Consider the following 14,815-nt stretch of genomic DNA (forward strand, 5'->3'; position numbering starts at 1 on the left):
ATAAAAAATGCGATTTGTTACCAGATTAGCTCCAGAAACACAACAGTTATTAAAGACTATTGAACAAAAAAGTAAATACTATCAAGTTAGACATCGAGCAAAATCGATTTTGTTAAGTTATCAAGGTTATAAAATTACTCAAATAATGTTAATATTAAATATTAGTAGAAATACAATTTATAATTGGCTTAATAATTGGGAAAAAAATGGTTTAAATGGATTATATAGCTTGAAGGGAAGAGGAAGAAAATCAACTTTAAATGAGCAACAAGAATTAAAAGTAAAAGAATGGATAAAATCTCATCCAAAAACCTTAAAGATAGTTCAAGAAAAAATAGAAAATGAGTGGGAGATAAAAATAAGCAAAGATACGATAAAAAGATTAGCAAAAAAAAAGGGCATGGGGTGGTATCGGTTCAAGAAAAAGGTAAAAGGGGAAGTATGCCCTGAATTATACCAACAAAAAAAGAGACAATTAGAGCAACTAAAAAGAGCAGAAAATGAAGGAAAAATAGATATATATTATGGTGATGAAAGTGGATTTAGTTTAGTACCTTGTTTACCTTATGGATGGCAAGAAAAAGGGAGAAAAATAGAAAGAGAAAGTAGCCTAAGTAAAAGATTAAATGTGTTAGGATTTATGAAAAAAAATAATGAGTTAGAAAGCTATGTATTTGAGTCATCAATCAATAGTGATGTCGTGATAGCTTGTATAGATAACTTGAGTAAAAAAATAAAGAAGGAAACAGTATTAGTAATGGATAATGCCTCGATTCACCAAAATAAAAAATTCTGGAATAAAGAAGAAGAATGGGAAAAAAAAGGATTAAAAATATTCTTTCTACCACCCTATTCACCACAATTAAACAAAATAGAAATACTGTGGAGATTTATGAAATATAAATGGTTAGAGAACTCCTGTTATAAAAGTTATTTAGATTTAGTAAAAGGAGTAGAAAATATTCTTATAAACTTTGGTTCAAAATATACAATTAATTTTGCCTAGGTACTTATATCATTATCACACAACTCCTTTCAAACGTCATTTGCATAAGGGAATGTATGGAGCATTTATTATCGATCCCGATCCTCAAAAACATCCAGAGTTGAAAGAAAAAGTAAACTCACGGTTATTAGGAACTCCCGAAAATCAACAATGGCAAGAACTGTTAATGGTCATGAATGGCTTTGACACCAACTTTGATGACGAAAACGAAGTTTATGCGGTGAACACAATTCCCCACGCTTTTACCAAGCAACCAATAATCATTGAGCGTAATCGCCCTGTCCGAGTCTATTTAATTAACGTCACCGAATTTGACCCTATTAACTCCTTCCATCTTCATGCCAACTTTTTTGATTACTACGATCACGGCACAACTTTAACTCCCACCCAACGCACCATCGATACTGTAATACAATGCCAAGGACAAAGAGGTATTTTAGAATTTTCTTTTGCTAAACACTCCCCCGGAAGTTATATGTTTCACGCCCATCAATCAGAATTCGTTGAACTCGGCTGGATGAGTCTATTTGAGGTAATAGCATGAAAATAAATAAACTAAATTGGCTTTTACCTATTATTCTGGTGATTTTCCTGTTAGGGTTAGTTGTGAATCCTGTTCAGCTACTCAATCATAACGTACCACCTATAGAATCCTTGACGGTAGAACAAACTATTCTCAATGAAAATAACATTACTCTAAAAATTCGTGCGGCGGGTTCTCAACCGATGGAAATCTCCCAAGTGCAAGTTGATGGAGCATATTGGCAGTTTTCACAGCAACCAGAGGGAAATATTAAACGTCTTGCTATGGTAACTCTTGATATTCCGTACCCTTGGGTTAATGGAGAAACTCATCATCTAAAATTCATCACCAATACGGGCTTGACTTTTGACCATACCATTGATGTGGCAGTGGCGACACCAAAATGGTCTTTTTCTACCTTACTGATCTACACTTGGATCGGTTTATATGTAGGACTTGTGCCTGTAGTATTAGGAATGCTGAGTTATCCCTATCTAAATACTTTAGGGAAATCAGGATTGGGGTTTATACTTTCCCTGACGATCGGCTTATTAGGGTTTTTGTTAGTGGATACCTTTCAGGAAGGATTAGAATTAGGGAACAAAATGGCTAGTGCCTTTCAAGCTCAGGGATTAGTGTGGTTTGGAAGTGCGATCGCATTTTTAACTCTCCTGACGATCAGCCGACGCAAAGGTAAACCCCCCGAAGGAAAAGCCTTATCAGCCTATTTAGCAACTGGAATTGGATTACATAATTTTGGAGAAGGACTTGCCGTTGGCACAGCGTTTGCGCTGGGGAATTAGCATTAGGAACATTTTTGGTGATAGGCTTCACCTTACATAATTTAACCGAAGGAATAGGTATTGTGTCGCCCTTGTTGAAACAGAACCACAGATGGCAGACTTTCATTTTTTTAGCTATGTTAGCAGGATTACCTGCTATTCCCGGAATCTGGTTTGGTGCATTCGCCTTTTCTCCTCAATGGGCGGCATTATTTTTGGGTTTTGGAGCTGGAGCGATTTTGCAGGTTATCATCGAGTTGGGAATCTATTTATTTAAAACAACTCAAAAGTCTAAGCAGTCTCAGTTTTCTCCCCTTAATTTAGCAGGATTTACTTTAGGAATCGTGATTATGTATAGCACAGCAATTTTAGTGAAATTTTAACTATTCTCCTAACTCCTATCCTCATAAAAAGACTTTTTCAGCACACTCTATTTCGATACCTCCTAGCTTAACGTCAATCAATTAATTTAAAATTTCCACAGTACCCTTTACTCCATTTAAACGTACTAATTGACCATCTTGTAAAATTTCGGTGGCATGATTTATGTCCATTACCGCAGGAATGCCGTATTCTCTAGCAATAATCGCCCCATGAGAAAGTTTTCCTCCTACTTCGGCAATAATTCCTCCTGCTTGTGCTAAGATCATTGACCAACCAGAATCTGTATAAGGTACAACTATTATAGTTTCATGGTTGATGTTTTGTGCATCAGTTAAAGATAAGACAATCTTAATTTTACCTTCAATGATTCCAGCACTTGCCCCAATACCTTGAAGGCAAGAATTAGAAAGAATAGGAGTATATTTATAGATTAAATCAATTTGAGGGGCTTTACCATAAATCAAATAAGGAATAGTAGTAATTTTTTTGCTTTCTTCCCATTGAAATTTCCGTTGTTGAGTTAACTCAACTATATTTATTTGAGAGTTTTTCTGTTGAATATAATCTATAATTTCTTCTAGTTTTAAAAAGAATATATCTCCTTCTATATCTAAGATTTTTTCTTCTATCCACCTTTTTTCTAAAGCTAAAAAACTATAACGCAAATAGGCTAATAATTGAGAATAAACTACACTCACTTTACCTTTTAGTTCTAGTCTTTTTTGGACAATATTAACACTTATTTTATCTTCTTTTTTTTCATATTTACTAATACTTGATTCTGTAAAACTTTCTCCCACAAATTTAGTAAATATTTTTTTCATTTCTTTGGAGTTTTCTCGCCAACGAGGCACGGCTATATCCGTTGCTATTTCACTTAAATAACTATATTTCTCTAAACATTGTTCTAAGTTTTGCAAAATAGATTCTCCTTCTCCTGTTTCTGTTAAATAAGCAAAAAACGCTGCATAATTATTTAGATCAATTCTTTCTAATTCATTTTTAGGTAGTAGTTTACGGGCATCGATCGCAATTTTTTTAAGTTCATTTAATGATGCTATTTCTGGAATATTACGATAGTCTAATTCTTCTGGTAAAACTTTAAATAATGTCTGTCTTAAACTGTAACTTAAGGGAGCAAAAATACTGTAATAAGTTGCTTTTTTTAAACATTCTAAAATATCATCTATTCTCCTTAATAAATCTTTGTCAGATAAATTTTGTGGATTGATTTCCATTAATTCATCTAATAAAGGATTAAAATATCGATCGAGATCATGATTAAACTGATCTTCTAATTTTAATTCTTGTTGTAATAGACGCAATAATCCGGGTAAATTTATAAGAGTGGAAAAAAGGGAAGGTTTAGTAAATTTACTACCACGAGTGAGAAACTCCAAACTTTCAGGAGGTAACCCCATGCGCTTAAAAATTTCTCCCAAGAGAGTTGCATTAAAATAAGCTCGATGATAGTGTAAAGTAGCGGTATGTGTAAAATCTAAATTATTAGCTCTTTTACCTAATACAATAGTAAAAATATCCCCCCAAACTCCACAGGTTAGAGGTTGATTAATTGACCATGTTAAAGGAGATATTACACCCGGTATCACTTCTGAGGCTATTTTTCTTGTCCATAAAGGTTGTAGGGTAGTAATCGGACGAGTTTGTAATAACCAAATTTTATCACCGTCATAAGTCCATTCTATATCTTGGGGTACCCCTTGAGATAAACTTTCAATTTCTCTTGCTATTTTTGCCACCGTCATCAACACTTCCGGAGGGGTATTTCCTTTTCCTTGTAAAGTTTCATCGGGAAAGTTAACTCGATATTCTTCGGGAGTAATTTCCCCTGATACTACCTGAGTTGCCAATCCTGCTAAGGCTTCAATACAGACAGAATCTTCTAATTGATTTACTGGATCTCTACTAAAAACTACACCTGAATATAAACCCTGTATTTGTTTTTGCACAATAACAGCAATACCTTGAGCTTTTTTCCCTCGACTCTGACGATAATCAATGGCGATCGAGGTATGATAAGATGAGAAACAATCAATGATAGCCTGTTGTAAACTGTCAATATCTGTTAAATTTAAGAAACTCTCATAAATACCTGCCGCCGAAGCCGTCAAAGAATCTTCATCCAAGCCTGACGATCGAACGACTAAAGGGTTACTAAAAGAAGGTTGTAGAAATTGACAGAGTTTCAATATATCATCCCCCGGTTTAACAACCCATCCTTCTGGCACATCATATCCCCATGCTTTTAGCTGTGCTAAATTACCAGCTTTTGTGCCAACTTTACGGGGATTTAATCCATCATTTAAACTAAGAATACCTTGATCTCCCCTAAAAAAACGAAACATTTTTGCTGACTCTCTATTAACCTGATTAAGATTTAATTCTAGATCATCCGCTATGTGTTGATAAATCCATATTAGCAGACTAGCTAACACGATCGTCATTAAAATATAAGTTATATCATCAACTCTTTGTGCTGACAATACAACTACCATCAATACTAAAACACCGATTCTGCCACTTTGCTTTTCTCGCCATATAGTAAAGTTAACTCCTCCTAACACCGCAATTAATAGTGCGGCTAGTGGATTATGAGCGATAATACCCCAAGTAACATTAGTTGCACCCGCCCCCTTTCCTCCCCAAAAACGTCCGATTATTAAAGCTGTTATAGCAATAATTTCCCAAGTCGAACTTAAAGGAAAGAAAATCCTTGTTAACAAGACTACTGCAATGCCTTTCCCTGCCTCCGATAACACGGCTAAAATACCGGCTAACTTTCCTCCATGATAGAATGCCGCCGACACCGAAATATTACCTGTGCCTAACTTGGCTAACTTTTTTCCCGATACAGCATAAGTAAACCAATCAATAAGAGGAATTACACCAATAATAGGGGAAACTATGAGAATAATTAACGCTCCCCAAACTTGTGTTAAAGTCATTAGACAATTTTATTATTGACGAAAAAAATATATAAACACTCAAGCCTTCCAGAAAAATAATTAATTTATTCTAGCATTAGAATTTTGACAGAATTAATATCTATGGGAAACAAAATATTATACATTTCTAAAAAATAATTTTTCAATGTTGAAAACTTTTATCAAGATTACTCTGTCTAAATTTATGGAGAAGTTTAAGTACCGTTATTTATTGTTGCATAAAATTTTATTTATACATATTTTTAATTCTTTAATTGCATAATTGTTGAGGATATGTAATTACAAACACGAAAAATATTGATTCGATCGATTACACTGAACACAAGAAGAGGATCAAGTATATTTTTTATGACAGATAGTAACTGTGAATCAACAACAGTAACCTCCAAATCATCAAATTTTGTAATCAACGAAAATGAGTTTATTTCTTTAGACTTTGCTCTTGAAGTTTTAGAATTAGGTGATTTTGAGGAAAAATGGGCCATTTCTAAAGTATTAGTCAAGTATGGGGAAGCAGTTATTCCCTTCCTGAAAAAAATTATTCTCGATGAAAATGCTGATGTTGAATCTCGTTGGTATGGATTAAAAATTCTCAGTCAAATTAGACATCCAGAGATAATTCTTATCCTCACGGAATTGTTAACAACTACTCAAGAAGAAGATTTAATTGTTATTGCAACTCAAACTTTAGCTAGTCAGGGTAAAAACTCTATTACTTTTCTTTGTCAATTACTAAATAATCCTGATTATCGTCTTTTAGCGACAAAGGCTTTAGCCCAAATTCCGAGTTTAGATGTCATTGAGCCTTTATTATCACTGGTTAATGATGAGGATAGCATTATCAGGACTACAGCGATCGTTTCTTTGGGAAATTTTGACACCCCAGAAATAAAAACCGTCATGATTAATGCTTTGAAAGATTATAGCTCATCAGTTAGAAAAGAAGCCCTTATTGCATTAGGATTAAAACTAAAATCGACTCAAGACAAAGAATTAATCAACCTAATCATACCTTTATTAGAAGATTTAAACTTATCTGTAGCAACTCAAGCCGCCATTGCTTTAAGTCGGTGCGAGAATTCTCTTGCCATAGAAGCATTAAATAAGGTTTTACATTTGCCTCATACTCCCGAACCATTAAAAGTTATTATAGTTAAGGCTTTAGCATGGATAGCAACCCCTAAAAGTATTCAATACTTAGGAAAGTCACTCTATAATCTTAATGTGTCTGTAACTTTGGAAATAATTGATATTTTAGGAAGAATAACAAAACCTCGTTTAAAATCTCAAGTAGTGGCAATTTTAACCAGTTTTTATTATACTCAATCCCCGAAATTAGGTCATCCAGAAATTTTACAAGCCTTATGTTATAGTTTAAAACAACTTCGATCGATCGAAAGCGTTCCTATTTTAGAGGATATAACGGAGAATCAAAATCCTCAAGTGCGTTTCTATGCTCAATCTGCCCTTCAATATTTGAGGGAATTATCTTCATAAAACACTTATCTTAAATTTATATTACGGAGAGAGAGGGATTCGAACCCTCGGTGGAGCTATAAACCCCACAACTTCTTAGCAGGAAGCCGCTTTCAACCGCTCAGCCATCTCTCCAACAGACATTTAAAAATTATAACAGAAAAGAATCAACTTTGGCAATCAAAAATCGAAAACTCAATACAAATAGTTTATGAAATTTTGAAAAATCAAAGATATGATCGTCTTATTGCTCCGATAATAAAAAAGGACTATATTTAATAATACCGAAAATCATCGTAAATCCTAACATAATAAAAGCAATAGTTAAAGGATAAAAATTGATTAACCATAAAGTCATTAATATCAAAGCAATTACATCAGCAAATAAAATGATTATTTTGTCAGAAAAAGCATAGTTTTGAATCTTTATATTTTCTTGTTCTATTACTTTAACTGGTGAAAAAAAATTAAACCAAAGTTGACTAATTAAAACAAATATTGCACCCCATCCTAAAGAAAATAAAGCTAAATAGAATCCAAATAATTCTATAACTAAAGTCACAATAATTACTATATAAAAACTTGAATATTGTAGTTCATTTTCCATATTTTCCTTAAAAAGACAAGGTTTTAAATCAATTACTGCCATTCTAGCTTGTTCTAAAGAAAATAAAAAAAAAGCAAAAGATATTAATTGATCGGATAAAATATTTAAAGTAAAAGAGTGAAATAACAGTCCTAAACTAGCTGGAAAAAATAACAAAAAATTAATCAACTTTAGGCAAACCATAAACTGTCAGAAATTTGAAAATAAGAAATAAATAGATAAAACTATTTTAAGTTAACATAAAAACAATGTAGGAAAGAAAAAAATATCAAATTTATCAATTATCACAAACCTTTTAAAATTGAGATTTATAATCAAATTTGGATGACACCTTTAAATGTTATTCAAATGAAATTATGCCATGAGATAGACTATTATGCAAAAATAGATACAATAATCAAAGATAAAACTTGCATAGTAAGTAATCACACTGGATAATATATTATTGTTGATTATAGAGAGAAAATGAATGAGTCAAGAAGCTGAATTAGAGATTGACTACATAGAGAAGCTCGAAACAGGGATTCCGGGATTTGATTTTTTAGCGGAAGGTGGACTACCTAAAGGAAGAGCGACACTCATTTCAGGTACAGCAGGAAGTGCTAAAACTGTCTTTGCTTCGCAATTTTTGGTGGAAGGAATTAAATTAGGAGAGAATGGAGTATTTGTAACTTTTGAAGAACCACCTAAAGCTATTAGACGCAATATGTCGGGTTTTGGTTGGAAAATACGGGAGTGGGAGAAAAATAGACAATGGGCTTTTGTTGATGCGTCACCTCAACCGGGAGAAACTCCTATGGTAGCAGGAGAATATGATTTAGGCGCTTTAATCGCAAGGATAGAATATGCTATTAGAAAATACTCCGCACAAAGGGTATCTTTAGATTCTTTAGGTGCTATTTTTAGTCATTTAGCGGATAGCGCTCAAGTGAGAAATGATTTATTTCGGTTAGCTTCTGCATTGAGAGAATTAGATGTAACTGCCATTATGACGGCTGAACGTACAGAAGAATATGGAGATATAAGCCGTTATGGAGTAGAAGAATTTGTGGCGGATAATGTGGTTATCTTGCGTAATGTCTTAAATGATGAAAAACGTCGCCGTACGATCGAAATTTTAAAGTATCGTGGTACAGATCATCAAAAAGGAGAATATCCTTTTACAATCATTCCCCGTCAAGGTATGGTAGTTGTACCCTTAAGTGCGATCGAATTAGAGCAACATTCATCTAATATTAGGATTACCTCTGGTAGTGGTGAATTGGATAGGATGTGTGGTGGAGGATTTTTTCGAGACTCGATTATTCTTGTGTCGGGTGCTACAGGTACGGGTAAGACTCTTATGGTAACAGAGTTTATGGCTGGTGGAGTGCAAAATGATGAACGTTGTTTAGTGTTTGCCTTTGAAGAAAGTAGAGAACAATTATTCCGAAATGCTACGGGTTGGGGTGTTGACTTTCAGCAGATGGAAAAAGACGGTAAACTAAAAGTTGTCTGTCGCTATCCTGAAACTACTGGATTAGAAAACCATCTTATCAATATGAAAGAAACTATCAAAGAATTTAAACCTCATCGAGTGGCGGTGGATAGTCTTTCTGCCCTAGAAAGAGTCTCTAATCTTAAGGGTTTCCGTGAATTTATCATTGGTTTAACTTCCTTCATCAAACAACAGGAAATCGGCGGTTTATTTACTTCTACTACACCTACTTTACTAGGTGGCTCATCTATTACGGAAGCTCACATTTCAACTATTACAGACTCGATTATTTTATTGCGTTATGTGGAAATGTATGGAGAAATGCGTAGAGGTATAACAGTACTAAAAATGCGGGGATCAATGCACGATAAAGATATTAGAGAGTTTACTATTGATCATAAGGGTATGCACATAGGGCATCCATTTCGTAACGTTACGGGTATTTTGGCTGGTACACCCATGTACACAACTCAGACTGAAGTTGAGCGTCTTAGTAACCTATTTGATGAATAACAAAAATTTTCCAACAAACATTAATTATTATTTATGGATGTAATTTCGATCGAGCCTAAAAATAATCAAAAACCTGAATTTGTATTTGTATTGTTACATGGTTGGGGGGCTAATTATCATGATTTAACGGCTCTTACTTCCATGTTAAATTTGCCTTCTTGTTTGTACTTATTTCCCAATGCACCTTATCCTCATTATCAAGTACCGGGAGGAAGAGCATGGTATGCTTTGGAGAATGAAAATGAAGGAATAGAAGCCAGTTTAGATCAATTTTATCAATGGTTATTATCCTTAGAAGATAGAACAAAAATTCCTCTTTCTAAAACTATTGTCGGTGGTTTTTCTCAAGGGGGTGCTATGAGTTTAGATGTGGGTTTACAGTTACCCTTAGCCGGAATTGTTAGTATGAGTGGTTATTTACATTTTGAGCCGACAGCTGACAGAAATCCATTTCCACCTACATTAATTTGTCATGGAAAACTTGATCCCGTTGTGCCGATTAATACCGCCCAATCTGCGAAAAAAAAATTAGAAGCAGTGGGAGTAAAAGTAGAATATAAAGAGTATGACATTGCCCATGAAATTATCCCCGCAGAAATGCACCTAGTAAGAGATTTTGTACTAAAAATTCTTAAAAAATTCTAAAAATTTTATTTATTATTAAATGATGGAAGCGATCGTAATTTTTGATATAGATGGAGTAATTCGAGATGTAACAGGTTCTTATCGTAGAGCTTTAGCTGATACGGTAGAATATTTTACAAATAATGCTTATCGTCCAAAAATGGAAGATATTGACAATCTAAAAGCAGAAGGTATATGGAATAATGACTGGGAAGGCTCACAAGAATTAATCTACCGTTATTATGAAAGTGAAGGAAAATTGAGATCCGAGATTACTTACCCTTACTCAGAAATCGTCCATTTTTTTCAGTGTCGCTATCGTGGCAGTCAACCAGATAAACCCGAAACATGGGAAGGTTATATTACCACTGAACCTTTATTAGTCGATCGAGCATACTTTGCCACTCTAACTAATAATAACTTAGCATGGGGCTTTTTTAGCGGTGCGACCAGAGGTTCTGCTGAGTATATTTTGAAATATCGTTTAGGGTTAGATAATCCCGTATTAGTGGCAATGGAAGACGCACCGGGCAAACCTGATCCCACGGGACTATTTTTAGCAGTAGAATTAATAGAAACCAAACTATCTTTACCTAAATCATTGCCCATCATGTATTTAGGTGATACTGTTGCAGATATGACAACTATCGTCAATGCTAGGGAAATTAAACCAGAAAGAGAGTGGATTGCCCTAGGAGTTTTACCACCGCATATTTACAGTGATGAAATTATTAGTCAAAAGTATAGTCATCAATTATTAACCGCCGGTGCCGATCGAGTAATATCAAAAGCTACAGATTTTAAACAATATATATTGTAAAAAAAAATCAGGCGTTGGTTAATTGCGACATGAAACACTTTTACTAACAATAGTTTTTCAAGATTCTAAATATTACTACTCTTGCCTTTTCCCTCTTCCCTACCTCAATCAAAAATCATAGTTTAAATCAGCAACGCCAAAAATCATTAATCAAAGGAAATCGAATTATCAACCAACATATTGTATTCGATAAATAATACCATTAGCTTCTTCTGTAAATAACATACTACCATCAGGCATGATAAGTAATCCAACTGGTCGTCCCCAAGTAGAAGGAATAGACACATCCGTTAAAAATCCTGTTAAAAAGTCTTCATAATAACCCTTGGGTTTAGCTGTCTCATCAAAAGGAATAAATACTAACTTATATCCTGTACCTTGACTGCGATTCCATGAACCTCGAAAAGCGACAAATGCACCATTGCGATATTTTTCAGGGAAAGTTTGACCATCATAAAATTGTAGTCCTAAAGGTGCTGAGTGAGATTCAATTAAAATATCAGGAGTTATAGTTTGACTAACTAATTCAGGGTTAATACTCTTACCATTGACAATGTGATTTGGATCTAATAATTTAGAGGATAAGTAGCTAAAAGGCCAACCATAAAAACCATTTTCTTTAACATGGGTGAAATAATCTGGTACTAAATCATCTCCTAATCCGTCTCTTTCATTAACGGTGGTATATAGTTTATTTGTGACGGGATGAAAATCTAAACCCACTGGATTGCGTAAACCAAAAGCAAAGGTTTTTTGATTATTACCTTCAAAGTCCATTGTTTGGATTGATGCACGGGGTATTTCTTCAATACTATTATTCGATCGAGAACCAATAGAGACGTATAATTTATTTTCTACAGGAGAAACAACCACGTTACGAGTCCAGTGTTGATTATAACCTCCTCCGGGTAGAGATGCGATCGAGATACCTTCATCTTGCAACTTATTTTGTCCTTGACTATAATCATAACGTCTTATCCCATCATGATTTCCCAGAAAGAAATATTCAGAAGTAAAAGTCATACCAAAAGGAATATTTAAACCATTACTTTCATCAGCAAAAATTGAACGTTTATCAGCAACCCCATCATTATCGCTATCCTGTAACAAAGTGATACGATTATCTCTCGTTTCCGTTACCAAAACATTACCATCAGGAGTTAAAGTTAACCAACGGGGATTATTCAAACCTTCTGCATAGATATTGACTTGAAAACCTACAGGCACATTAAAGATTTTTGATGAAGGAATCGGTAAAATTTGTGGTGGTTGAGATGCACTTTCTGAAATAAAAGGTTCAGGTAATTCATCTAATGTAATTTTAATGGGTTTTGGATTTAATATTTGAGTAGATATTGATGAGACTTCTGGAGATTGCGAAACAGAAGGTTTTTGATTTACATTGATTGCACAGGATACGATCGAGAATATAAGTAAAAAAGATAAATATTTTAGTTTCATTATCTATATTTAGTAAGAATTTATAAATTTAATTATTAAAAGGAATAACGCATCTAATTCCGTGTTTTTTACCATTATTATCTCCTGAGTAACGAGGAATTAAATGAATATGGGTATGCTTAACCTTTTGTCCTCCAGCTTGACTAACATTAAACCCAATATTAAAACCATCAGGATTATATTTTTTCGTAATAATTTTTTGTACCTCATTTACCATTTGCCAACAATGACTTTGGTGAAAAAAAGATAAATCAAAATAGTTTTCTGTATGAATTTTTGGAATAATTAAACTATGACCTTTACTAAGAGGATAACCATCTAAAATAGCATAAGCTAAACTAGATTCTGTCAGTAAAGTTAATCTAGCATAAGGATTACAGAAGATACATCTATCCTTATTATGTTTTTCTTGATTATAATGACGATACTCATAAATTTCGCAAAACTCATCTAAATATATCGATTTAAAAGGAAGATTAACCCAACATTGATAGGTATTTTTCTTATGAATATAGTGTTTTCTAAAACCTTCTGTTTTTAAATCTCGTCTTACAGCAAAATAAGCCTTTCCTTCAGGTTTTAATAGTTGAGAAATTGCCATAATTACTTCTTCTTGTGACTCTTTAAAAAGTACATTTAAGACATAAAAACAGCAAATAGTATCAAATTTTTCTTGAGGATATGTTGGGAAATAATAAGAATCATAACCGCTAACTTTAAACCCTTTTTTTGTTAAAATTTCGACATCTTTACCAAAACCACAACCAAAATCTAATATATCTCCTTTTAACAGTTCATTTTTCAATAAATACTTTGCGGGAAATGAGATACTTTCCCTTTCTATTGCCGTTAAATGACTATATTTATTTTCTGTCATAGTTGAAATAGGAAACTGACAAAAGAAGGATAGTGAATAACGAATAGACTTTTAATCAATAACCTACCGTGTAATTCATTAAAAGACTAATAGTTTCATATACCGCACTGCATACTTCGACTTCCATCGACGGTTGGTGCATCTCGACTTACCTTGATAACCCCATAGTCGAATTTTTTTTATTCATTGTTAATTGTTAATTGTTAATTGTTAATTTTTCCACATTTGTTCTAAAATTTTATCTGTGGGAATATCTGCTATTTTATCACTCAAAGATTGAAGACCAATAAAACGATCGTGATTAGAAGGTAACAGTTTTTTAGCTTGAGTAGGCCCAAAAAGTGCGATGGTATAAGTACCAACGGCTACAGCCAATTGCATAGGTGCGCTATCGGTACATAACATTAAATTCGCCCCGGCAATCACTGCCGCCAATTTACCCATATCAGGAGGACTAATAACTTTAACCGTTGGACATAAACTTAACATTTCATTAGTCCAATTTATGTCATCAGGGCCACATAATAGCACGATCGGTAAATTAGGTTGTTTCATTTGAATATCCTCTATTATCCTTTGCCATTTTGGTACAGGATAAATTTTATTAATACCTTGACGTACAGTGAGAGGACTAGCTCCCCCATGAATTAATATATAACCAGTACTTTTAAGATTGAGTCGTTGTTGTTCTGATTCTGCCCAATCGATGTCGTCTTTTGGTACATTAATGGTAAGATCTGGACAAGGAGTATGAATATTTAAGGCGGTAAGAAGATCATGATACATTGAAGCCGTATATTGTTCCGTTTTTTGAGCGATGGGATTGTTAATAAACCATGAATTATTTGTTTTGTAACCCACTCTCACAGGAATACCATCAAGCCATAACAAGAAAGCTACTGCCCAATTTTTCTCAAGGGTGATGGCTAATTCATATTCTCTATCTCTAATCATTCCTAGTAAATTGAGATAGTCAGCTAAACCATTACGATCCTGAAAATCGAACACCAGTACTTCTTGTACATATTTACAAACTCTATAGGTGTTTTTCGATCGAGGTTCCACAATAACATCTATAATAGCCTGTGGATACTGTTCTTTAAGAGTTTTGAGGGTAGGAAAGAAAAGAAGTTGATCACTAATCCCCCCCGGAATAAGAGCTAAAATGCGCATAGAGATGACTTATCTAATTTATTTATATCAGCTTAATTCTAAAAGATTTACTCCCAATAAACCTATTTTGTAACGATTATTTAGGGTTTTGTTGAAAAAATGATCCCTCGTTGAAAATAATAATTT

13 protein-coding genes and 1 tRNA gene are annotated in these 14,815 nt (G+C 33.7%); 8 read left to right on the forward strand and 6 right to left on the reverse strand.

Going from position 1 to position 14,815, the window contains the following annotated elements:
- Positions 1 to 7: 7 nt before the first annotated feature.
- Genes GM3709_RS14945 through GM3709_RS21190 form a run of 4 tightly spaced genes read left to right on the forward strand, consistent with a single transcriptional unit; the run spans position 8 to position 2,694 of the window.
- Positions 8 to 1,006 carry an IS630 family transposase gene (locus GM3709_RS14945; RefSeq protein WP_066118659.1) on the forward strand — a complete coding sequence of 333 codons (999 nt, stop codon included), beginning with the start codon at positions 8 to 10 and terminating at the stop codon, positions 1,004 to 1,006.
- Positions 999 to 1,550: a multicopper oxidase domain-containing protein gene (locus GM3709_RS14950; RefSeq protein WP_231937575.1), complete on the forward strand. Its 552-nt coding sequence runs from the start codon at positions 999 to 1,001 to the stop codon at positions 1,548 to 1,550. The genes GM3709_RS14945 and GM3709_RS14950 overlap by 8 nt, the downstream gene beginning before the upstream one ends.
- Entirely contained in the window at positions 1,547 to 2,332 is a 786-nt protein-coding gene (locus tag GM3709_RS14955) for a hypothetical protein (protein WP_197671843.1), read from the forward strand. Before GM3709_RS14950 ends, GM3709_RS14955 begins: the two co-directional genes overlap by 4 nt.
- Before the next feature lie 14 nt (positions 2,333 to 2,346).
- Complete coding sequence (locus tag GM3709_RS21190; RefSeq protein WP_197671844.1) at positions 2,347 to 2,694, forward strand: hypothetical protein; 348 nt, start codon at positions 2,347 to 2,349, stop codon at positions 2,692 to 2,694.
- Positions 2,695 to 2,775: 81 nt separating this feature from the next.
- On the opposite strand, the gene GM3709_RS14960 is transcribed toward GM3709_RS21190, so the two are convergent.
- Complete coding sequence (locus GM3709_RS14960) at positions 2,776 to 5,661, reverse strand: glycerol-3-phosphate acyltransferase (protein ID WP_066120844.1); 2,886 nt, start codon at positions 5,659 to 5,661, stop codon at positions 2,776 to 2,778.
- A 348-nt stretch (positions 5,662 to 6,009) separates the two neighbouring features.
- Between GM3709_RS14960 and GM3709_RS14965 the strand changes: the two genes are divergently transcribed.
- Positions 6,010 to 7,158, forward strand: coding sequence for a HEAT repeat domain-containing protein (locus GM3709_RS14965; RefSeq protein WP_066120846.1), 1,149 nt, complete (start codon positions 6,010 to 6,012; stop codon positions 7,156 to 7,158).
- Positions 7,159 to 7,182: 24 nt separating this feature from the next.
- Here the strand turns inward: GM3709_RS14965 and GM3709_RS14970 are convergent.
- A tRNA-Ser gene (locus GM3709_RS14970) sits at positions 7,183 to 7,272 on the reverse strand.
- 109 nt (positions 7,273 to 7,381) lie between these two features.
- Complete coding sequence (locus GM3709_RS14975; RefSeq protein WP_066120848.1) at positions 7,382 to 7,900, reverse strand: hypothetical protein; 519 nt, start codon at positions 7,898 to 7,900, stop codon at positions 7,382 to 7,384.
- 313 nt (positions 7,901 to 8,213) lie between these two features.
- Between GM3709_RS14975 and kaiC the strand changes: the two genes are divergently transcribed.
- From kaiC to GM3709_RS14990, 3 genes are read left to right on the forward strand one after another with little or no spacing between them, the layout of a single operon-like run.
- Positions 8,214 to 9,734 (forward strand): circadian clock protein KaiC, encoded by a 1,521-nt coding sequence (kaiC, locus tag GM3709_RS14980; protein ID WP_066120850.1) that lies wholly within the window; start codon positions 8,214 to 8,216, stop codon positions 9,732 to 9,734.
- A gap of 33 nt (positions 9,735 to 9,767) precedes the next feature.
- Entirely contained in the window at positions 9,768 to 10,379 is a 612-nt protein-coding gene (locus tag GM3709_RS14985; RefSeq protein ID WP_066120852.1) for an alpha/beta hydrolase, read from the forward strand.
- A 22-nt stretch (positions 10,380 to 10,401) separates the two neighbouring features.
- Positions 10,402 to 11,178 (forward strand): TIGR01548 family HAD-type hydrolase, encoded by a 777-nt coding sequence (locus tag GM3709_RS14990; protein WP_066120855.1) that lies wholly within the window; start codon positions 10,402 to 10,404, stop codon positions 11,176 to 11,178.
- Positions 11,179 to 11,346: 168 nt separating this feature from the next.
- Here the strand turns inward: GM3709_RS14990 and GM3709_RS14995 are convergent, their stop codons facing one another.
- The 3 genes from GM3709_RS14995 to GM3709_RS15005 form a co-directional block, all read right to left on the reverse strand.
- Positions 11,347 to 12,639, reverse strand: coding sequence for a sorbosone dehydrogenase family protein (locus GM3709_RS14995; protein ID WP_066120858.1), 1,293 nt, complete (start codon positions 12,637 to 12,639; stop codon positions 11,347 to 11,349).
- Between the two features lie 28 nt (positions 12,640 to 12,667).
- Entirely contained in the window at positions 12,668 to 13,516 is an 849-nt protein-coding gene (locus GM3709_RS15000; protein ID WP_066120860.1) for a bifunctional class I SAM-dependent methyltransferase/HIT family protein, read from the reverse strand.
- 210 nt (positions 13,517 to 13,726) lie between these two features.
- A complete protein-coding gene (locus tag GM3709_RS15005) occupies positions 13,727 to 14,689 on the reverse strand; it encodes a glycosyltransferase family 9 protein (protein WP_066120862.1) in 963 nt (320 codons plus the stop codon).
- Positions 14,690 to 14,815: the final 126 nt, after the last annotated feature.

The organism is Geminocystis sp. NIES-3709 (assembly GCF_001548115.1).
GTDB lineage: Bacteria > Cyanobacteriota > Cyanobacteriia > Cyanobacteriales > Cyanobacteriaceae > Geminocystis.

What these genes read in the sequence shown, in the direction of transcription:
- GM3709_RS15000 (WP_066120860.1), bottom strand. Translation starts at nt 13,516, where the DNA reads ATGACAGAAAATAAATATAGTCATTTAACGGCAATAGAAAGGGAAAGT.
- GM3709_RS14995 (WP_066120858.1), bottom strand. Translation starts at nt 12,639, where the DNA reads ATGAAACTAAAATATTTATCTTTTTTACTTATATTCTCGATCGTATCC.
- kaiC (WP_066120850.1), top strand. Translation starts at nt 8,214, where the DNA reads ATGAGTCAAGAAGCTGAATTAGAGATTGACTACATAGAGAAGCTCGAA.
- GM3709_RS14965 (WP_066120846.1), top strand. Translation starts at nt 6,010, where the DNA reads ATGACAGATAGTAACTGTGAATCAACAACAGTAACCTCCAAATCATCA.
- GM3709_RS14990 (WP_066120855.1), top strand. Translation starts at nt 10,402, where the DNA reads ATGGAAGCGATCGTAATTTTTGATATAGATGGAGTAATTCGAGATGTA.
- GM3709_RS14945 (WP_066118659.1), top strand. Translation starts at nt 8, where the DNA reads ATGCGATTTGTTACCAGATTAGCTCCAGAAACACAACAGTTATTAAAG.
- GM3709_RS14985 (WP_066120852.1), top strand. Translation starts at nt 9,768, where the DNA reads ATGGATGTAATTTCGATCGAGCCTAAAAATAATCAAAAACCTGAATTT.
- GM3709_RS15005 (WP_066120862.1), bottom strand. Translation starts at nt 14,689, where the DNA reads ATGCGCATTTTAGCTCTTATTCCGGGGGGGATTAGTGATCAACTTCTT.
- GM3709_RS14955 (WP_197671843.1), top strand. Translation starts at nt 1,547, where the DNA reads ATGAAAATAAATAAACTAAATTGGCTTTTACCTATTATTCTGGTGATT.
- GM3709_RS14960 (WP_066120844.1), bottom strand. Translation starts at nt 5,661, where the DNA reads ATGACTTTAACACAAGTTTGGGGAGCGTTAATTATTCTCATAGTTTCC.